20 protein-coding genes are annotated in these 19899 nt (G+C 37.5%); 15 read left to right on the top strand and 5 right to left on the bottom strand.

Features of this window, described 5'->3' with window-relative positions; translation table 11 throughout:
- Positions 1–16: 16 nt before the first annotated feature.
- Positions 17–607: a lipocalin family protein gene (locus BUA71_RS04965; RefSeq protein WP_072877343.1), complete on the bottom strand. Its 591-nt coding sequence runs from the start codon at positions 605–607 to the stop codon at positions 17–19.
- 847 nt (positions 608–1454) lie between these two features.
- Between BUA71_RS04965 and rplM the strand changes: the two genes are divergently transcribed.
- The 10 genes from rplM to BUA71_RS04915 all read left to right on the top strand — a co-directional run bounded on the left by rplM (position 1455) and on the right by BUA71_RS04915 (position 13332).
- Complete coding sequence (gene rplM, locus BUA71_RS04960) at positions 1455–1910, top strand: 50S ribosomal protein L13 (RefSeq protein WP_072877341.1); 456 nt, start codon at positions 1455–1457, stop codon at positions 1908–1910.
- Positions 1910–2296, top strand: a complete 387-nt coding sequence (gene rpsI, locus BUA71_RS04955) for a 30S ribosomal protein S9 (protein WP_072877339.1) — start codon at positions 1910–1912, stop codon at positions 2294–2296. The genes rplM and rpsI overlap by 1 nt, the downstream gene beginning before the upstream one ends.
- A gap of 203 nt (positions 2297–2499) precedes the next feature.
- Entirely contained in the window at positions 2500–3414 is a 915-nt protein-coding gene (gene rpsB / locus BUA71_RS04950; RefSeq protein ID WP_072877337.1) for a 30S ribosomal protein S2, read from the top strand.
- Between the two features lie 87 nt (positions 3415–3501).
- A complete protein-coding gene (tsf, locus tag BUA71_RS04945; protein ID WP_072877335.1) occupies positions 3502–4329 on the top strand; it encodes a translation elongation factor Ts in 828 nt (275 codons plus the stop codon).
- A gap of 137 nt (positions 4330–4466) precedes the next feature.
- On the top strand, positions 4467–5276 hold the full coding sequence (locus tag BUA71_RS04940; RefSeq protein ID WP_072877332.1) for an SDR family NAD(P)-dependent oxidoreductase: 810 nt from the start codon (positions 4467–4469) through the stop codon (positions 5274–5276).
- Positions 5266–6246: an NAD-dependent epimerase/dehydratase family protein gene (locus BUA71_RS04935; protein ID WP_072877330.1), complete on the top strand. Its 981-nt coding sequence runs from the start codon at positions 5266–5268 to the stop codon at positions 6244–6246. Before BUA71_RS04940 ends, BUA71_RS04935 begins: the two co-directional genes overlap by 11 nt.
- 8 nt (positions 6247–6254) lie before the next feature.
- A complete protein-coding gene (locus BUA71_RS04930) occupies positions 6255–7007 on the top strand; it encodes a tRNA1(Val) (adenine(37)-N6)-methyltransferase (RefSeq protein WP_072877328.1) in 753 nt (250 codons plus the stop codon).
- Between the two features lie 331 nt (positions 7008–7338).
- Positions 7339–7647 carry a DUF6660 family protein gene (locus BUA71_RS04925; RefSeq protein ID WP_072877758.1) on the top strand — a complete coding sequence of 103 codons (309 nt, stop codon included), beginning with the start codon at positions 7339–7341 and terminating at the stop codon, positions 7645–7647.
- Positions 7648–7735: 88 nt separating this feature from the next.
- Entirely contained in the window at positions 7736–12085 is a 4350-nt protein-coding gene (locus BUA71_RS04920; RefSeq protein WP_072877326.1) for a CusA/CzcA family heavy metal efflux RND transporter, read from the top strand.
- Between the two features lie 71 nt (positions 12086–12156).
- Entirely contained in the window at positions 12157–13332 is a 1176-nt protein-coding gene (locus tag BUA71_RS04915; RefSeq protein WP_072877324.1) for an efflux RND transporter periplasmic adaptor subunit, read from the top strand.
- A 178-nt stretch (positions 13333–13510) separates the two neighbouring features.
- On the opposite strand, the gene BUA71_RS04910 is transcribed toward BUA71_RS04915, so the two are convergent.
- Together BUA71_RS04910 and BUA71_RS04905 are read right to left on the bottom strand one after the other, a co-directional pair.
- Positions 13511–13813: a HigA family addiction module antitoxin gene (locus tag BUA71_RS04910; protein ID WP_072877322.1), complete on the bottom strand. Its 303-nt coding sequence runs from the start codon at positions 13811–13813 to the stop codon at positions 13511–13513.
- Between the two features lie 17 nt (positions 13814–13830).
- Entirely contained in the window at positions 13831–14112 is a 282-nt protein-coding gene (locus BUA71_RS04905) for a type II toxin-antitoxin system RelE/ParE family toxin (protein WP_072877320.1), read from the bottom strand.
- A 377-nt stretch (positions 14113–14489) separates the two neighbouring features.
- Between BUA71_RS04905 and BUA71_RS04900 the strand changes: the two genes are divergently transcribed.
- From BUA71_RS04900 to BUA71_RS04885, 4 genes are all read left to right on the top strand, one after another.
- Positions 14490–15077, top strand: coding sequence for a HupE/UreJ family protein (locus BUA71_RS04900; protein WP_072877756.1), 588 nt, complete (start codon positions 14490–14492; stop codon positions 15075–15077).
- A 242-nt stretch (positions 15078–15319) separates the two neighbouring features.
- Positions 15320–15751: a deoxycytidylate deaminase gene (locus tag BUA71_RS04895; RefSeq protein ID WP_072877318.1), complete on the top strand. Its 432-nt coding sequence runs from the start codon at positions 15320–15322 to the stop codon at positions 15749–15751.
- Entirely contained in the window at positions 15748–17337 is a 1590-nt protein-coding gene (locus BUA71_RS04890) for a S41 family peptidase (protein ID WP_072877316.1), read from the top strand. The genes BUA71_RS04895 and BUA71_RS04890 overlap by 4 nt, the downstream gene beginning before the upstream one ends.
- Before the next feature lie 9 nt (positions 17338–17346).
- A complete protein-coding gene (locus BUA71_RS04885; RefSeq protein WP_072877314.1) occupies positions 17347–17649 on the top strand; it encodes a hypothetical protein in 303 nt (100 codons plus the stop codon).
- 134 nt (positions 17650–17783) lie between these two features.
- Here the strand turns inward: BUA71_RS04885 and BUA71_RS04880 are convergent, their stop codons facing one another.
- Together BUA71_RS04880 and BUA71_RS04875 are read right to left on the bottom strand one after the other, a co-directional pair.
- Positions 17784–17981, bottom strand: coding sequence for a hypothetical protein (locus BUA71_RS04880; RefSeq protein WP_072877312.1), 198 nt, complete (start codon positions 17979–17981; stop codon positions 17784–17786).
- Positions 17978–18559 carry a MarC family protein gene (locus BUA71_RS04875; RefSeq protein WP_072877310.1) on the bottom strand — a complete coding sequence of 194 codons (582 nt, stop codon included), beginning with the start codon at positions 18557–18559 and terminating at the stop codon, positions 17978–17980. Before BUA71_RS04875 ends, BUA71_RS04880 begins: the two co-directional genes overlap by 4 nt.
- A gap of 385 nt (positions 18560–18944) precedes the next feature.
- Here BUA71_RS04875 and BUA71_RS04870 point away from each other — a divergent pair, with 385 nt between their 5' ends.
- Positions 18945–19508, top strand: coding sequence for a DUF3109 family protein (locus tag BUA71_RS04870; protein ID WP_072877308.1), 564 nt, complete (start codon positions 18945–18947; stop codon positions 19506–19508).
- Positions 19509–19899 lie beyond the last annotated feature (391 nt).

Here is a 19899-nt window from a genome sequence, read left to right as displayed (position 1 = left end):
GGCTATCACCTCGCAATTAATTCACCCTGGTATATTCTAAAGACAAAATAGTCACATCTTCGGCATCGGTGCCATCTGGATTACCATAATATTGTTCAGATTCCATTTTGCTAACTTCAAAAGCAAAGGTATTTTCGGTTCTTTCCAGCACCCGGCTATGCGTATATTCATTTCCGTTAATCGTCATGGTAAGCACTAAACGCTCTTCGTTATTTTGATTTTCTACCCTCCAGGTTCCGGTATCGGTTCTTCCAGACAGGCATTTAAATTCATCATTATTTGCGCCGGCTTTAAAATCCAGTTTAGAATTTGTGGTAACCATATCTCCGTTAGGATTAAAAACAACACCCATGGTATCAAAACAATCGGTTTCCAGTAAAATATTCTTATGGCCAACATTGTCATTGTTAAGATCTACCAGCGTATCTGCGTTCATTTTAGAAAGTATCCATTCCCCTTCAAGATCTGCTGGAGTTATAGAAGCAGTAGCATCGGTACCCGAAACATTGCTTGCCATTATCTCGCTATCTTCTGCTTCACAGGAAATTAGGGACAGTGCCAGGCCTATAAAGACGCACAAGCCCTTTAAATTAAATAGGTTTTTCATAGCTTAATCGATTTGGGACTACAAAACTACAGAAAAACAAAAATAATTAGCACTTTATTAACACAAACTTTGCCGCTTATCGCATAAATATGTTTTTCATCGATAAGCTTTAAGTAGTCCTGTAGGCGGTTAGGCCAACCAAATAGCCTGCAAATCGAATTTTCATAAGCTGTGTACTCTATAAAATTTTAAAAAAACAAATGGCATTTAATACATCTAATTATGCTCTAACGAGCTATGAAAACCACTATGATAATGGGCAAATTCGTTTAACAACCAAAACAAAAGACCAAAACAAAATGGTATTTTTCTTTCATATTGGAGAAACGTTAACTTAAAAAAAACAGATTTGTAACGTAATAGATAACTTTTACAAGGAAAAACCTGGCACATAAATGGTAATGAGGAAAAATATTCCTAATCTAAAATACCCACAAAGTTATAAGTCTGTATTCAAAGCACTTTACTCTGGTTAAATAAAAAAAGCTTAGACTATAATCCAATAAAAATCCTGCTTTTTAATAATAATTCTCGAATAACTATTTTTAAAAGCTATTTCAGGAAAAATTATATAATTGCTATAGACCGGGTATCGCAAAAAATTAAGTTATAAATTAATTAATCAGATTTTTGTTACTGAATGTATTATCGCCCCCATAAGGCCATAAAATTTGATTCTTCACGGGGTTATACCAATGGAGAATTCCTCATATCTCCCTCAGTATAAATTAATTAATTTGGTTCTTGCTATATAAATTTATAATTGTACATTTGCACCCCGTTTTCCTAACATGAATTTGAAAGGATCGGGGAATGGAATGTTTAATAATAAGTAAAATTAATTAGTGTGGACACATTAAGCTACAAAACAGTATCGGCCAACAAGGCTACCGTGACCAAAGATTGGGTACACCTGGATGCTGAAGGACACTCATTAGGTCGTTTTGCTTCTATAGTAGCCAAGCTACTTAGGGGAAAACACAAACCTAACTTCACCCCACACGTTGATTGCGGAGACAATGTAATTGTTACCAACGCAGAAAAAATCAACTTAACCGGAAAGAAATGGGATTCTAAGGAATACATTCGTCACACCGGTTACCCAGGGGGACAAAAAAGTTTAACAGCAGCCGAGTTATTTGAAAAGGCTCCTGAAAGACTTATTGAGAAATCTGTAAAAGGGATGTTACCAAAAAACAAACTTGGAGCAGACCTATTTAGAAATTTAAAGGTTTATGCCGGGGCTGATCACGATCACAGCGCGCAAAAGCCTAAAACTATTAACTTAAACGATCTTAAGTAATGGAGGTTATTCACAAAATTGGCCGTAGAAAAACGGCAGTTGCACGTGTTTACGTTTCTGAAGGAAGCGGGAAATTTAGCGTGAACAAAAAAGACCTTAAAGACTATTTTACCACCGGAACCTTATTGTACAAAGCCAACCAGGCAATGCAACTTACCGGAAATGACCAAAACTTTGACATAACTGCAAATGTTTATGGCGGTGGTATTACAGGACAGGCAGAAGCTATTCGTCTTGCCCTTTCTAGAGCAATGGTAGAACTGGACGCAGAAAACAGAAGTGTTTTAAAGCCAGAAGGTTTAATGACCAGAGACCCAAGAATGGTAGAGCGTAAGAAATTTGGACAGAAGAAAGCCCGTAAGAAATTTCAATTCTCTAAACGTTAATTTTTATTGGGGATTTTCCCTAAAAGTTCATTTAATATTAAAAAGATTTTTGTTGTTACCCCACCCTCATACCAAGCTTGTCGAAGTGACACTTAGCGATTGAGCGTGCGGGAGTTAGTTTAGCATCTAAACAGGTAAGGCCGTGTTTTTAAAACAGCCACTTACGTGTTGCTATCTTCAACAGAACGTAAACTATTACAAAAATGGCAAACAAAGTAGAAGTAAAAGAATTACTTGATGCAGGTGTGCATTTTGGCCACCTTACAAGAAGATGGAATCCAAATATGGCCCCATATATCTATATGGAGCGTAACGGGATTCACATCATCAACCTATATAAAAGTGCTGCAAAAATGCAGGAGGCAGGAGATGCCCTTGCAAAAATAGCAGCTAGCGGTAGAAAAATACTTTTTGTAGCTACCAAAAAACAGGCTAAAGAAATTGTAGCCGAACAAGCTGAAAAAGCAAACATGCCATACATTACCGAGCGCTGGCCCGGTGGTATGCTTACCAATTTCGTGACTATTCGTAGAGCTGTTAAGAAAATGGCTTCTATTGATAGGATGAAAAAAGACGGTACTTTTAATACACTTTCTAAAAAAGAACGTCTTCAGGTAGATCGTTTAAGAGCGAAATTAGAAAAGAACCTTGGTTCTATTTCTGAAATGAGCCGTCTTCCAGGCGCACTTTTCGTTGTTGACATTACCCGTGAACACATTGCTGTTAAAGAAGCTCAAAAATTAAACATTCCAATTTTTGCTATGGTAGATACCAACTCAGACCCGCGTGAGGTAGAGTATGTGATCCCATCTAACGACGATGCTTCAAAATCTGTTAACAAAGTAGTATCTTATGTTTCTGATGCTATCGTAGAAGGTCTTTCTGAAAGAAAAGCTTCTAAGAAAGAGAAAGCCGAAAAGGCAGAAGCACAGAAAGCCGAAAAAGAAGCAAAAGCCGAAACAAAAGCATCTGCAAAGAAAGCTGAAAAAGTTGAAGCTGAAGTTCCTTCTAAAGACGCCGAAGATAAAGAGGCTATGAAAGAAGCCAAGAAAGATGTAAAACTGGAGTCTAAAGAAGAAACTTTAGACAAAGCCAAATCATCTAACGAAAAAGAATAACATAACCTTTTCACAAATTCTAAAAGTCGTTTAGTTCTTTCTTAATAGTTAGTTTCTAAGCGACTTTTTTAAATAAAAGACAATATTATGGCAAAAATAACCGCCGCAGAAGTAAATAAATTAAGAAAATCTACTGGAGCCGGAATGATGGACTGTAAAAAGGCATTGGTAGAAGCAGATGGAGATTTCGACAAAGCCATCGAAGTACTTCGTAAAAAAGGTCAAAAAGTTGCTGCTAAAAGAGCCGATAGAGATTCAGCTGAAGGTGTGGCAATTGCTAAATTAAACGCAGATAATACTAAAGGGGCTATTGTTTCCCTTAACTGTGAAACAGATTTTGTGGCCAAAAATGAAGATTTCATCACATTGGGCAACGATCTTGCTGAACTTGCTCTTGGAGTTTCTTCAAAAGAAGAGCTATTAAAAACCGAGTATAAAGGAATTACTGTTGAAGAAAAACTAACCGAGCAAACCGGTGTAATTGGTGAGAAGATCGAGATTGGTTCCTTTGAAACCCTGGAAGCTCCTTACGTAGGTGCATACATTCACGCCGGAAACAAAATTGCCGTGATCACAGGACTTTCTAAAAATGTTGAAGGAGCTGAGGAAGCTGCTAAAAATGTTTCTATGCAAGCTGCTGCTATGAACCCTATTGCACTTAACGAAGAAGGTGTGGACCAGGAAACCATAGATAAGGAGAATGAAATCGCTAAAGACACCCTTCGCCAGGAAGGAAAGCCAGAAGAAATGTTAGATAAAATCGCTAAAGGAAAAATTAAGCGCTATTTTAAGGACAACACTCTGGTAAACCAAATCTTTATCAAAGACAGTAAACAAAGCGTAGCAGAATATGTAAAATCTGTAGATTCAGAATTAGAAGTTGTAGGCTTCAAACGAGTGGGGCTAGGCGAATAACCAGCTCCACTTATAAAATTTCACAAACCGTCTCTATTTAGAGGCGGTTTTTTTATCGAATAAATTAGTTTTCTTGTTTCGAAAATTTGCCTGCCTTATCTTGCAAAATTCTAGCTATAGAATAATCTAAAATTGTGATGCAAGCCAATCAACCATATACAATTATCACCGGTTCCAGCCAGGGACTGGGCAAAGCCTTTGCCGAAATTTGTGCTAAACAAAAAAGAAATTTAATCCTTATTTCTCTTCCCAACGAAAACAATGGCAACTTAGCACAGGAATTAAGCGACAAATTTAATATTGAAGCCATACGCTATGAAGTAAATCTTACCAAAAAAGAGGAGTTATATAAACTGGTTAATTTTGTAAAAAAGTTTCCCGTTAATATATTGATTAATAACGCAGGAATTGGTGGTGCCAATAAGTTTGACGAAGTGAGTCTAGATTACTTAAACAATATTATCCTGTTAAATATTAAATCTCTGGTTACACTAACCCACCAATTACTACCCATTTTAAAAAAGCAGGAAGAAGCTTTTATTCTGAATATTTCCAGTCTCGCCGCTTTCGCTCCAATGCCATTTAAAACAGTTTACCCCGCCAGTAAAGCATTTGTTTCTTCATTCTCAAGAGGTTTAAAAGCTGAATTAAAAGAAACCAACATTCACGTTGCTGTAGCACACCCGGGACCTATGGCAACTAACGAAAATGTATCTAAACGGGTAAACGCTTTAACCGGGATCGTTAAGTTTTCAGTTCTATCGCCCGAAAAAACTGCCGAGATTTGCCTGGAAAAATTACTCAAGAAAAAAGCAGTAATTATTCCCGGGAAATTGAATTGGTTCAATTCCCTCTTATTACGTTATGTACCCACCCCCATACAACTAAGGATCTTAAACGGAAAGTTAAAAACTGAAACAACAAATACATTTAGCGATGACTCCTAAAGTATTGGTGACCGGCGCCAGCGGTTTCCTTGGTTTTCATATTACCAAACAGCTTTTGGAAGCAAATTACCGGGTAGTAGCTTTTATTAGAAGCAGCAGCGATGCAACATTGCTAAAAACCTTAGATTGTAGTATTTACAGAGGCAGTTTGAGCAGGAAGCAAGATATTGAGACTGCTTTAAAAAGTTGTGATTTCTTAATTCATGCGGCTTCAAAAACAAGTCAGGATTCTCCAGATTTTGAAGATTATCGCGAGGCAAATATTACCAGCACCAGGCTTTTGATGGAAGCCAGTGAGAAATTCAACATTAAAAAATTTATTTTTATAAGCAGTGCGAATGCTTTTACTATGGGTAGCAAAGAAAATCCGGGAGATGAAAACTCTGGGTTTATGCCGTTTTTGAAAAATTCCGGCTATGCACATAGTAAGTATAAAGCCCAGCAATTAGTACTGCAAGCAGTGGAAAATGATGCTTTCCCGGCAATCGTTTTAGCCCCTACTTTTTTGGTTGGACCTTATGACAGTAAACCTTCCAGCGGCAGATTACTCTTATATGCTTTAAAAAACAAAGTTGTTTTTTATCCCAAAGGAGGTAAAAGTTATGTTGACGTTAGTGCGGTAGCAACTACCTGCGTAAGCGCTTTAAAGAGTAATAAGCAAGGAGAAAGCTACCTGCTCTCGGGTGTTAACTTAACTTATAAAGAATATTTTAAAAAAGTTATGGTTATTTCAGGGCAGTCTAAAGTTTTAATACCTATTCCAAAAATCCTGGTAAGCTTAATCGTTATAGCAGCAAGTGTTTTTCCTTCTAAAAATATGCGTCTTTTAAAAACAAATTTAAAGATGTTATTTTCAGAAAATTATTTTAGCAATGCCAGAGCACAAAAAGAATTGGATATGCCTAAAACCAACATTAACTCGGCCATTAAAGAAAGTATCGCCTGGTTTCAAGAGAATAATTATATTTAATTTTCATTATGTCAAACAAAGCATTTCAATTTAAAGAATTTAAGGTAGAACAAGATCGTTGTGCAATGAAAATTGGCACCGATGGAGTCCTATTGGGAGCCTGGACTTCCCTAATGCATGAACCAGACAGTATTTTAGATATTGGCACAGGAACCGGGGTTATCGCTTTAATGTTGGCACAGCGCTCTCCGGCCCAACTCATAGATGCCATAGAAATAGATGAAAATGCTTACGAACAGAGTGTAGCAAATTTTGAAGCGAGCGATTGGGGCGATCGTTTATTTTGCTATCACGCAGCATTTGATGAGTTTGTAGAAGAAATGCAGGAAGAAGAACAATATGAACTCATCGTTTCCAATCCGCCTTTTTATGAACCCAGGCTCCCTCTGCCTTCGGTATCTACCCAGAAGGAGGAGAAAATAGCGTTATCCAGAAAAACAGCGCGCTTTTACGATGCGCTTCCTTTCTCAGAATTATTGGAGGGAGTTTCAAAATTACTTCATCCGGAAGGAGAATTTAGCACGGTAATCCCGTATAATGAAGAGGAAAATTTTATAGAACTGGCTGCAAAATTCAAACTTTTTCCGAGGAAAATCACCCGGGTAAAAGGTACCGAAACTTCAAAAATTAAGAGAAGCCTTCTAAGTTTTAGTTTTCATCAAATTAAACCCGAAGAAGACAAACTAATTATAGAAATTTCAAGACATAACTACACTCGGGAATATAAAGCCCTGGTAAAAGATTTCTATTTAAAAATGTAGGAAATATGATTCAAGGTTTAAAGTTTCAAAGTTCAAGGTTTGACAAAAAACCGGTACTTATCCAATGAGTAGAACAATTTTTTTTCTATGTAGCTCAATTTTTCACCTTCATTTCCAAAAAAGAGTAACACGGGCGATAAATTTTTTGAAATACCTAATTAAAAATCTATCGGAAAAATCTGCTTCATCAAAGTGATCTTTAATCTACCTTTTTTTAGGTTTTTAAAACTAAAAGTTTCGCGCATTGGTGGCAAATATTTCTTCCATAGTAATTCTTAATTTTCCTTTAATTCAAAGTTTTATCTTCAAACAAAACACCTATCTTTGCAACGTGAAGCATTTAGCTATTATACTCGCTGTATTTTTTTTGGGACTTAATTTGGTTCCCTGTGAGGATGATATGCTTACTATTCAGCAGGATACGCAAGTACAGGTGAGTGATCACGGTGAACATTCACCTCTGGAAGCAGACAGCTGTAGCCCTTTTTGCCAATGTCATTGCTGCCATGTACATGTTACAAACTTTAACGGCCAGGCTTTTGAAACTCTAGACCTCGCCATTTCTACACTAATTATCAATAGAGGTGCAAATTTAGGTGAAGAACTTCCTAACTTTCACTTTCAACCGCCCAGGGTTTAATTCAGTATAAGGGATGATTATATCCCATCGTCACCGGCTTTCTCTTGTCGGCTTTTTTAATATTTAACTGAATTAAACATCAATATACATGATTAATAAAATCATTGATTTTTCAATCAATAATAAATTTATTATTGGCTTGCTTACCCTGGTGCTTATTGGCGCAGGAGTCTGGAGTATGCTGCAGGTTCCCGTAGATGCCCAACCAGACATTACCAACAACCAGGTACAGGTAATGACGCAAGCCCCGAACCTGGCAACCGAAGACATTGAACAGTTTGTCACCTATCCTGTAGAAATTGCCTTAAGCAACCTTCCCGGGGTAACAGAGATTCGTTCTGTTTCCCGTTTCGGTCTCTCGGTAGTGACCATTGTTTTTAAAGATGATATGGGCACCTATCTTCCCAGGCAACTGGTAGCCGAAAAACTAGAAGCCGTAAAAGATGAAATCCCAAAAGGCTTTGGAGCACCTTCCATGGGACCAATTTCTACCGGCCTGGGAGAGATTTATCAATATACTTTGGAGGTTGAAGATGAATATAAACAGGAATATTCAGCTACCGAATTACGCAGTATTCAAGATTGGATTGTTAGGCGACAAATGGCCATGGTGCCGGGAGTCGTGGAGGTTAATGGAGTTGGTGGAAAAATAAAACAATATGAAGTTGCCGTAGATCCCGAAGAGCTACACGCCATAGACTTAAGTATTTCTGATGTTTTTAAAGCTCTTGAAAACAATAACCAAAATACGGGGGGTGCTTATATTGAAAAAAACCACCAGGCGAATTTTATTCGTGGCGAAGGTTTAGCGCGAAGTGTTGATGATCTTAAAAAAATAGTGGTTACTAATAAAAACGGCATTCCTATTACTGTAGAAGATGTCGCTGAAGTTCGCTTAGGCAGTGCTGTAAGATATGGTGCTCTTACTAAAAATGGCGAAGGAGAAGCCGTTGGTGGGATGGTGATGATGCTGAAAGGTGCCAATTCTAACGAGGTTATCGATAATGTAAAACAGCGCATTGTACAAATACAAAAATCCCTACCGGAAGGAATTTCAATAGTGCCCTTCCTGGATCGTAGTGAATTAATAAGTGAAACCACTTCTACCGTAACCCAAAACTTACTGGAAGGCGGGCTAATTGTAATTTTTGTCCTGGTGTTGCTATTGGGTAATTGGCGCGGCGGACTTATAGTTGCCTCCACCATTCCCCTATCGCTATTGTTTGCCTTTATCCTTATGAATGTCTTTGATGTTTGGGCTAATTTAATGAGCCTGGGCGCGATAGATTTTGGAATTATTGTTGACGGTGCAGTAATTATTGTAGAAAGCACGGTATTTACCATTCATCAGCAAATAAAGAAAAAGAGGAGTTTAGGTGCTGCAGAAAAAGATAAAATTGCTTCGTCTTCAGCAAAAAAGATGATGAATTCTGCATTTTTTGGGCAACTTATCATTTTAATTGTTTTTCTCCCTATTCTCGCTTTAGAAGGCGTAGAGGGTAAAATGTTTAAACCCATGGCACTTACTTTTATTTTTGCCATGCTGGGCGCGATGATCCTTTGCCTTACCTACGTACCTATGATTTCCTCGGTATTTCTGAAGAAACCAAAAACTTCAAAAAAATCTTACGGAGATAAATTTATAATTTGGCTTCAGGATAAATATGAGCCTCTACTAAAAAAGTCCCTGCGAAAAGGAAAATTGATTCTGGGACTGGCAATTGGCCTATTTGCCCTGGCAGTTTTTATGTTCAGCAGGATGGGAGGAGAATTCATTCCTCAATTAGACGAAGGGGATATTGCTTTTCATATTATTCTAAAACCCGGAAGTTCCCTGGAAGAAGGTATTGCTACCTCAACAAAAATCGAGAAACTCCTTTTAGATGAGTATCCCGAAATTAACCAGGTGGTAAGTCGCTTTGGAGTTTCAGATGTTCCCACAGATCCCATGCCTATGGATATTGGCGATAGTTTTATCATTTTAAAAGATAAATCTGAGTGGACTTCGGCCTCCTCTAAAGATGAGCTTATTGCCAGTATCAAAGAAACGCTTAGCGTATTTCCGGGTGTAAGTTATGAATTTACACAACCGGTAGAAATGCGCTTCAATGAGCTTTTAACCGGAGTTCGGGAAGATATTGCCGTAAAATTATACGGGGAAGACCTGGAACTCTTAGCCAGCAAAGCCCGGGAGATGGGAAATATTATTAGTGGTGTAGAAGGTGTTGCCGATATGAAAGTAGAAGCCACATCTGGCCTGCCGCAGATAAGTGTAAAATACAATCGTGATAAGATTGCCCAGTACGGCTTGCAAATTAACGACCTTAACACCCTGGTACAATCGGCTTTTGCCGGTGGAAAGGCCGGGGTTATTTTTGAAGGTGAGAAACGCTTTGACCTGGTGGTTAGACTACAGGAAGAAAATCGCAGCAGTATTGAAAATATAAAAGATTTGTATGTGAGTTTACCCTCGGGAAATCAAATTCCTCTTAAAGAAGTTGCGAATATTAGTTATCAACCAGGACCAATGCAGATTAGTCGGGATAACACCAATAGACGTACTTATGTTGGAGTAAACATTAGGGATCGCGATGTAAAATCTGTAGTAGAAGATATTCAAACAAGGCTTGATGCTCAGTTTGAATTACCAGCCGGTTATTATATTCGTTACGGTGGGGCATTTGAAAACTTTGAACGCGCCAGCAAGCGGTTGCAAATTGTGGTTCCAATCGCGCTTTTACTCATTTTTATTCTAATTTATTTCGCATTAAAATCTTTTAAGCAAACCACTATGATCTATATCGCCATTCCCCTGGCGGCAATTGGCGGGATTTACTCACTATGGCTTCGGGATATGCCATTTAGTATTTCGGCTGGGGTTGGATTTATCGTATTATTTGGGGTTGCCGTCTTAAATGGACTCGTACTAATAAGCGGTTTTAACGAATTAAAAGAAGAAGGCGTGACCAATATCAACGAACGTATTTCCCTTGGTACACGGCGTAGAATAAGACCTATTTTACTAACTGCGTTGACCGATATTTTAGGTTTTCTTCCCATGGCTGTTTCGACCTCAGCCGGTGGTGAAGTGCAACGACCTTTAGCTACGGTAGTTATTGGTGGTCTAATTACCTCTACCCTTTTAACCTTATTTATTTTGCCCATCCTTTACAAATGGGTGGAAAACAGAAAAAATAAAAGTATGTTGAATCAAAATATCGTGGCTGGGATCGCGGTTGTAGCATTTTTAGTTCTTCCGCTAAAAACGACTATGGCTCAAGAGACCAGCAATAATTCTTCTGAAATTAGCCAACAGGAAGCTGTAGAACTGGCACTAAAGAATTATCCCTTGCTAAAAAATGAAAAGCGCAAAATTGAAAAAGAAAAAGCGCTAAAGAAATCGGCCTGGGATTTGGGGACCACCGGTGTTTTTACCGGCGGAGAAGAACTTGGGGATTCCGGAGGAACTTATACCACTGTGGGTGTTAAACAACAGGGAATTGATCTCTTCGGAATAATTCCGAAGAACAAATTACATAAGGAGCGTATTAAACTTGCAGAAAATGCTTATCGTTTATCTCAACTTGAAGTAAGCCGCGAAGTAAAAAAATTGTGGACCAAAGCTTTTGCGGCAAATCGAAAGACCAACTTGTTTACCAGGCTGGATTCACTTTATTCGAAGATGGAAGAGGCAATTTCTCTAAGGCACGAAGTTGAAGCCATTTCCCGTTTGGAAATGCTTACTGCGCAAAACCGGGTTAGTGAGATAAAAATTGAGAAAGCCCAGGCAGAAAACGACTATCAAATTGCCATTCAGAAATTAAATTTATGGTTGGGAGAGGAAGCAAATTACAAAGTTCCCACAAGTTTTGAAACTAAATTAATCGCAGAAAACGAACTAAACCCCCGGGTAATAGCATCACATCCCCAACTTCAAGTTGCCCAGCAGGAACTCGCTGTCTCAAAAGCAAAATACAGTACAGAGAAAGCAGATTTTCTTCCCGATTTTAATGTGCAGTATGGATTTCAGAAAAAAGATGGAAATACCGGGTTTTACAGCTATCAGGCGGGGATTTCCATTCCTATTTTATCGGGTGCAGCGCACGGCGAAGTGAAAGCGGCGCGTATAGATCGCGATATAGCCAGGGAAGCCGCCAAATTTGAGGAAAAACGCTTAGCTTCTAAGTTTAAAACAAGGCTTCAGAATTACAAAAAATGGAAAGCTTCCTGGGAGTTTTATCGCGATAAGGTATTGCCATTATTGGAAGAAGAAAGACAGGGTTCGCTGTTGGCCTTTAACGAAGGCGCTATGGAATACGTGGCTTTTATTCAGAACCTGGACAACGCGGTACAGGCCGAATTAAAAGCGCTTACCGCTTACAAAAATTACCAGTTTGCCCTGGCAGAAATTCAATTTTATTTACAAAACGAACTTTAATCTCTATTCGTTCAATCTAAAACCTCGTGAAAATAACAGGAGGTAGTTTTCTAAACTATAAACAAAACAATATGAAAATCAGAAATATTATATTCTTCTCTATAATCATAGCATTTGTGTCCTGCAAGGATAAACAGGAGCCGCAAGCAAATAGTAAAGCTCAAAAGGAAGCTCCAGAAACAGCCCAGGTCGAAGAAGCCATGTTGTCACAGCAGCAGTTTGAAGCTTTAGACATGAAAATTGATACGCTACAGCATAAGCTAATGAGCGGCTTTGTAGCAGCAAATGGACAGTTGGAAGTGCCACCCCAAAGTGAAGCCTCTATCACCCCCGTTATTGGTGGGAATGTTAAAAATATAAAGGTAATAGAAGGCGAGAAGGTAAAAAAAGGAGCGGTACTCGCTTATATTTCCCATCCTGAAATAATTAAAATCCAGACAGACTATATGAACGCGAGCAATCAGTTAAAATTTCAGGAAAAAGATTTCTCGAGACAACAAAAATTATATGAAGGCGGCGTAGGCTCGGGAGAAAGTTTCCAGCGGGCTGAAGCCGATTTAGATATGATAAAAGGCCGTCTCGCGGGATTGGAAGCTCAATTAAGACAATTACACATTAATCCAAAAAGTGTAAAAAATGGAAATATCCAGCAGCAAATCCCCATCCTATCACCCATAAATGGTGCTATACAGGCGGTAAACGTTAAAACCGGCCAGTTTGTACAGGCGCAAACGAATATGTTTGAAGTTATTAATACTGAACATGTTCACGTAGATCTTATGGTTTTTGAAAAAGATGTGGCAAAAGTAAAAGAGGAGCAAAAAGTGTATTTTACAGTAGAATCAATGCCCGGCAAGGAGCTTACTGCAGAAATTCTTTCCATTAGCAAAAACTTTGAACAAGATCCAAAAGCGTTGCACGTGCACGCCGAAATTGATAATCTACCCGAGAATTTAGTACCGGGAATGTTTGTACGCGCAAAAATAGCGGTGGCAGATAGCCGAAGCATCGCTTTACCCGAAGCAGCCATCACTAAAGATGGAGACCAGTTCTTTACTTTTTCTGCAGAAGAAGAGGGTGATGCCTGGAGCTTTAAACCCATAGAGGTTGTTCCCGGGATCCAGGAAGGCGAATGGATTGCCATAAAATTAGTGGACGAAGTCGCTCCAGGCACGCGATTTGTTTATAACAACGCCTACTACCTCATGGCCGAAATGCAAAAAGGAGAAGGCGGACATAGCCATTAATTTCAGTTGGTAGTGAGGCAGTGACCAGTTGGCAGTGACAGTAAGCAGTTAGTAGCATCCTGCAAGGTCTAGCAGAATCTTGCAGGATTAAAATAAGCAATTGTGAGAAAAGATCTCGAATATCCGTAAGTTTTTATTAATTACCCCTAGCTAAAGGGATCACAATTGCGAATATTCTTTATTGGGCCACGTTATTTTCTAACGGCTTTATGTTATTGAATTCTTTCTCTTTTAATGTTTTCTCTTCATCTAAATCATAATCATCTTGTAAACCCAACCAAAATTTAGCTGTTGTTCCAAAATATTTTGAAAGTCGAAGAGCTGTATCAGCAGTTATTCTTCTTTTCTTTTTAATGATTTCACTTATTCTTGTTTGCGGAATAAATGTGTCTTTGGAAAGTCTGTATGCAGTAATTTCCATTGGATCTAAAAATTCTTCTTTTAAGATTTCTCCAGGATGTATGTTTTCAAGTTTTTTCATTTCTCTATTTTTTAGGTTTAATGATAATCAACTATTTGAACTTCAAAAGCATTGCCATTTTTCCATTTGAACATTATTCTCCATTGTTTATTAATTCTAATACTATGAAAATCTTCTAAATTTCCACTCAACTTTTCTAGATGATTAGCTGGAGGAATTCTTAAGTCATTTATATTTTGAGCATTATTTATCATTCTCAGTTTTCTTCTTGCTACATTTTGAATATTGGCAGGAAGCTTTCTTGATTGGGTTCCATTCCAAATTTTGTCAGCTTCTTTGTCTGTAAATGATTTTATCACAAATAAGATTGTTTCACGTTACTAACGTCAAAGATAAGCAAAAAAGCTGAAGTTCTATGCGCGAAAATTTATGCTTGACTAACTTGTTTTATCAAAAGATATTCGTGTGCACACCGTAGCTTATATTCATAGGATGTTAATTTCCCCGCTACTTCTAATGGAAAAGAAAGCAGAATTTTAAATTAACAACCTCGCCCCAAGGGTGCGAGGTATGCTTCCGAAAAAAACTCTTTTATTTCGAGGCAAGCCCCGGCGGAATTAAACCCTTGGCTTTCGCCCCGCGATTAAAAGTCGCCAATTGACTGGAAGAACGGGATTTCTTGTCTTTGCAATTTTATGAATTAGTTGTACTTTCGGGTTTTTCTAATTCATTTGATATGTCCCAATTCTGGCTGTATTTTAAATTAGGTTTAGAACACGTTCTGGACTGGCAAGCTTACGACCATATTCTATTTTTGATTGTGTTGGTTGCAGCTTATACCTTTAGCAGCTGGAAACGCATATTATGGCTGGTAACGCTATTTACCATTGGTCACAGCCTGGCTTTATTCCTTTCTGTATATGAGATTGTAAAAGTAGATTCGGCTTACGTAGAACTGCTTATTCCCATTACTATTATTTTAACGGCTTTATTTAATCTTTTTACCGCCAGCAAGAAGGAGCGGAATACGAACCACAGTTGGCTTTATTTTACCACGGTATTCTTTGGTTTGATTCACGGTTTAGGCTTCTCCACCTATTTTAAAATGGTTTCTGCCAATACCGAAAGTAAACTTTTACCCTTACTGGAATTTGCTCTGGGGATAGAAACAGCCCAGGTAATTGTAGTAATTGCCGTGATCATTTTTTCCTTTATAGCGCAAAATATTTTACAGGTTTCAAGACGCGACTGGATCCTGGTAAGTTCGTCTGTGGTTATTGGGATTATACTACCAATACTTCAAGAGAACTGGCTGGCGATTTAAAATTTTAAGCATAAAGACCTCACGAGGTCTCTGAGTCCGTGAGGTCTAATCTACGTGTATATTTAAGAAAGTCTCTTAAAAATTCTACCGCGAAGAAAGATTAAATTGTAACTGACTGATAAATAGCTTTTATTATCTTTGAATTTCAGAAAAAACAAACCTTAATTTCGGGATCATTTAAGATTAAGACTGAAATTTTTAAATTCAGAAAAAATAGCCCAACAAGCGAGGAAATTCCACACATGGATAAGAAAAAACAATTAAAGTACGACAAGGCCTATTTGAGAATTGCCCGGGAATGGAGCAAATTATCGCAATGCAAAAGAAAGCAGGTTGGCGCAGTTATTGTAAAAGACAGGATGATAATTTCTGATGGTTTTAATGGTACTCCTACCGGTTTTGAAAATTATTGTGAAGATGACGAGGGATATACCAAATGGTACGTGTTACACGCCGAAGCCAACGCAATTTTAAAGGTTGCAAGTTCTACACAATCCTGTAACGGTGCTACCCTTTATATCACGATGTCCCCCTGTAAAGAGTGTAGTAAATTAATTCACCAGGCAGGAATCACACGGCTGGTGTACCATATCGATTATAAAGATAACTCTGGGTTGGATTTTTTAAAAAAGGCCGGTGTTGATCTAAAACAGATTGATAATTTAGAAGATTGAAAAGAAGATATAAAATATTATTACCCATACTAATGGCCACCGCTTGCGCCATAGGGGTAATACTTGGAGGCCGAATTAATTTTTCTACATCTAAAAATTTATTTACGTCCAATCCTAAAAAACAAAAGCTAAACCGACTTATAGACTATATTGACTACGAGTACGTAGATGATGTCAATACAGATAGTATCGTTGATCTTACTGTAAACCGAATTTTAGAAAACCTCGATCCACATTCGGTGTACATTCCCAAAGAAGAATATGCCAGCGTTTCTGAGAATATGCAGGGGGATTTTGTAGGAATTGGGGTTAGTTTTTACAACGTGAATGATACGGTGGTGGTGATACAGGCACTAAAAGGCGGGCCAAGTGAAAAAATTGGCATTCGCGGGGGCGATCGTATTTTATATGCCAATGGTACTCCACTCTTTAATATGAACATCCCTACAGATTCTCTGACCAGGCATTTAAAAGGGGAAATCAATTCTGCAGTTACCTTAAAAGTTAAACGAAAAGGTACCGAAGATCTGCTTACTTTTAAAGTAAAACGCGGGCGTGTTCCCTTAAAAAGTGTCGATGCTGCTTACATGCTTTCCCCCACCCTGGGTTACATAAAAGTGAACCGCTTTGCAGAGACTACTTATAAAGAATTTAAAAAAGCATTAAAAAGATTAAAGAAAGAAGGCGCTACACAAATTGCGTTAGATCTTAGGGATAATCCCGGTGGCTATCTGGCAGAAGCTATTAAGATTGTAGATGAAGTTTTAGAAGATGAAAAATTAATCCTGTTCACCAAAAACAAGAGTGGCGCGGTAGAAGAAACTTATTCCCGTCGTGAAGGCATGTTGGAAGATGGGGATATTTATGTATTAATTAATGAAAATTCGGCTTCGGCTAGTGAAGTTATTGCGGGTGCTCTGCAAGATAATGATCGTGGCATTATTGTAGGAAGACGTTCTTACGGTAAAGGACTCGTGCAGCGGGAAATGGAATTGGGTGATGGTAGTGCGGTAAGGCTTACTATCGCAAGATATTATACACCTACAGGACGTTCCATTCAGAAGCCATACAACAACGGAAATGACAATTATTTTAAAGATTATATGCGACGTTATAATAACGGGGAATTAAACAATGCCGATAGTATTCACGTAAATGACTCTCTAAAATATACTACTCCAAAAGGAAAGACTGTTTATGGTGGCGGTGGAATAATCCCAGATGTTTTTATTCCTAAAGATACCGATAGCGAACGCGCTAAAATTCAGCTTCTAATGCAACACGGCTTTATGAACCGTTTTGTTTTTAATGTACTGGAGGAAGACCGGTCATATTATAACAATATTTCCCGTGAAGATTTTAAAACTGAAGTAAAGATTACCGAAGAAATAGTGCAGGATTTTATAAGATTTTCGAGAATGCAGAACATATCCCTGGAGGTAAATGAACACGAAGATTTATTGAAACGATATTTAAAAGCTGTGATGGCGCAGCAATTATATGGAATGAATGCTTTTGAAAAATTGCTAAATGCCAACGACCCCGCTATTGAGAAAGTTCTTGAATTATCTAAAAAAAATCAATAAATTGCGATTGTGAGTGTTTTTTCTGAGAATCTAATTATCGCATTTTTCGTTGCCCCCCTGTTTTTCTTCATTATAGCGGTGGCTTTTCGGTTATTAGATAACAGTTCTTTACTTTTTCTTCAGAAAGAAATTTTGGTAACTTCTTCTAATGTTTCGATGAAATGTATTAAAAATGAAATACAACTTACCGAAGATTTAACCTTTAGAAAAAAATTACGCCTGGCACTAATTTACAGAAAATTGCATCGCAGCTTTCTCATACTCACTTTCCTCTCCCTGCCTTTAATGATGTTTGGTTATTATTTAATGTAAGCGCAGCTAAGTTTAGCTTAGTTACAAAAGCTGCCAATGAGGACAAAGCAACTTTTCCCTAAAATAAGCACGTAAATTAGGGCTAATTGAAATTGATAAGAACTGGTCTTAAGCTAAAGAGTCTTTGAATGCAATTAAGCTTTATGCTTCTTAGCGATACTTCTGGAAACCAACAAGATACCCATTAGCACAATAACACAAAGACAGGCTAGAATTACCAGAACAGCGGTGCCGCTATCACCTTCCATTAAATTATTAAAATTTAATACATTGGCGCTATAAATGGATATAAATCCAGCCAAAATAATTACGGTATAAATTAAAAACTTCATGAAAACAAGCTCTGAATGTTTGCGGCGAATAATTTTACTGCAATAGCCAGTAAAATTACACCAAATACTTTTCTAATCACACTAATCCCCTGGCTTCCTAAAATACTTTCAATTTTAGCAGAAGATTTAAGTACAATATATACAAAGATAAGATTGATTAGGATAGCTGCAATAATATTTATGGCTTCAAATTCTGCTTGTAGAGAAACCAGGGTGGTCATTGTCCCCGCTCCAGCAATTAAAGGAAAGGCTAATGGCACTATAGATGCGGTTTCTGGCTCATCATCTTTATAAAGGGTTATTCCCAAAATCATTTCTAAAGCCAGGAAAAATAAAATAAAAGCACCCGCCACGGCAAAAGAATTTACATCTATACCTATTAAATTTAGAATTTCTTTTCCTAAAAATAAAAATACGATCATGATCACCCCGGCCACCACAGAAGCTTTTTCACTTTGAATATGACCTACTTTTTTTCGTAAGTCTATAATAATTGGAATATTACCTATAATATCTATTACCGCAAATAGAATCATCCCGGCCGTAAATATTTCCCGAACATTCAATAATTTCCACATAATATTACTTTTCAAAAAATTTGCGCAAAAGTAATTTTTAAAAATTGACTGTCAAGACTTTCCCTATTAATTTTTATATAAATTTCAGCATTGAAATCATGAGAAATTTCATAAATAATCACCTGAATACTAATGTTTTAAAATAAAAATCAATAATTTCAACTTAAGAGTGTGAGGGATGCTTCCGAAAAAACTCTTTTTTTCCCAGGCAAACTCCTGGTAATTAAACGTCTGGCTATCGCCTCGCAGCTAAAATAAGTTTTGGATGCATTGAAAAAATAATGTGTTATTTATGAGAAATTGAACACGAAAGATCAATTTAATTTTAATTGAAAATTTCTGGTGTTTTATTCTGAAAAAATAAGGATAAGGCTATCTTTGTATTATGTTTCAGATAGGAAAAACCATAGTTTCAGAAGAGATTCTTACCAAAGATTTTGTATGCAACCTTTCAGCTTGCAAAGGAGCTTGCTGTGTTGATGGTGAGGCCGGTGCCCCGGTCACTCCAGAGGAAAGACAAATTTTAGATGATATCTACCCTAAAGTAAAGCCTTATTTAAGACAAAAAGGAATTGATGCGATAGAAGAGCAGGGTACTTATATCACGAACGATTTTAATGAAATTGAAACCCCACTTATCGACGGGGCAGATTGTGCCTATGTAACTTTTGACAATAAGGGCACCGCACTCTGTGGAATTGAAGAAGCTTACAACCAGGGGGATATCGACTTTAAAAAGCCCGTTTCCTGTCATTTATACCCGGTGCGGATTCAGGAGTATTCAGAATTTTCGGCTGTAAATTATCATAAATGGCATATTTGCGATGATGCCTGTACCCTGGGAGCCGAACTTCAGGTTCCTATTTATAAATTCACTAAAGATGCATTAATTCGCAAATTTGGCGAAGACTGGTATAAAGAATTGGAAGAAGCCGCGAAAGAGCTATAACTTAAATACCTTCTTTATTTCATAATTCTTTAATCCATTCCTAACGAAAGAAAACTTTACATTCCAATGATAAAAACAAGTGATTTTTAGAATCGTACAAGTTTTACTATACCCAACATTAGCTGCACAAACACTTGTTTTTCAAATATTGTTTTATACTTCTCATTTATTTCGTATATTAGATTTAAATTTATTGCGCCCTAACTGGTTATTTTCTCCCCCAACCGGTTAATTAATTACAATTTATTCCCTACCAAAGACTAAACCTTTGCGTTGCACTGGTTGGCGTCTGGTCTATCAAACCTGTTATAATCTAGATTATTCATAACAATAACTGAATGATCTAAATAAAGTTAGTTGAACTAATATTTTTGATACTCAAGAAATAGTT

It is taken from the genome of Salegentibacter echinorum (assembly GCF_900129445.1).
Lineage (GTDB): Bacteria > Bacteroidota > Bacteroidia > Flavobacteriales > Flavobacteriaceae > Salegentibacter > Salegentibacter echinorum.
The sequence above is the reverse complement of the archived record's forward strand: the minus strand, read 5'-3'. Positions and strand labels throughout refer to the sequence as shown.

Coding starts and splice junctions, on each gene's coding strand:
- BUA71_RS04965 (WP_072877343.1), bottom strand. CDS start 607: ATGAAAAACCTATTTAATTTAAAGGGCTTGTGCGTCTTTATAGGCCTG.
- rpsI (WP_072877339.1), top strand. CDS start 1,910: ATGGAGGTTATTCACAAAATTGGCCGTAGAAAAACGGCAGTTGCACGT.
- rpsB (WP_072877337.1), top strand. CDS start 2,500: ATGGCAAACAAAGTAGAAGTAAAAGAATTACTTGATGCAGGTGTGCAT.
- tsf (WP_072877335.1), top strand. CDS start 3,502: ATGGCAAAAATAACCGCCGCAGAAGTAAATAAATTAAGAAAATCTACT.
- BUA71_RS04940 (WP_072877332.1), top strand. CDS start 4,467: ATGCAAGCCAATCAACCATATACAATTATCACCGGTTCCAGCCAGGGA.
- BUA71_RS04935 (WP_072877330.1), top strand. CDS start 5,266: ATGACTCCTAAAGTATTGGTGACCGGCGCCAGCGGTTTCCTTGGTTTT.
- BUA71_RS04930 (WP_072877328.1), top strand. CDS start 6,255: ATGTCAAACAAAGCATTTCAATTTAAAGAATTTAAGGTAGAACAAGAT.
- BUA71_RS04920 (WP_072877326.1), top strand. CDS start 7,736: ATGATTAATAAAATCATTGATTTTTCAATCAATAATAAATTTATTATT.
- BUA71_RS04915 (WP_072877324.1), top strand. CDS start 12,157: ATGAAAATCAGAAATATTATATTCTTCTCTATAATCATAGCATTTGTG.
- BUA71_RS04910 (WP_072877322.1), bottom strand. CDS start 13,813: ATGAAAAAACTTGAAAACATACATCCTGGAGAAATCTTAAAAGAAGAA.
- BUA71_RS04900 (WP_072877756.1), top strand. CDS start 14,490: ATGTCCCAATTCTGGCTGTATTTTAAATTAGGTTTAGAACACGTTCTG.
- BUA71_RS04895 (WP_072877318.1), top strand. CDS start 15,320: ATGGATAAGAAAAAACAATTAAAGTACGACAAGGCCTATTTGAGAATT.
- BUA71_RS04880 (WP_072877312.1), bottom strand. CDS start 17,981: ATGAAGTTTTTAATTTATACCGTAATTATTTTGGCTGGATTTATATCC.
- BUA71_RS04875 (WP_072877310.1), bottom strand. CDS start 18,559: ATGTGGAAATTATTGAATGTTCGGGAAATATTTACGGCCGGGATGATT.
- BUA71_RS04870 (WP_072877308.1), top strand. CDS start 18,945: ATGTTTCAGATAGGAAAAACCATAGTTTCAGAAGAGATTCTTACCAAA.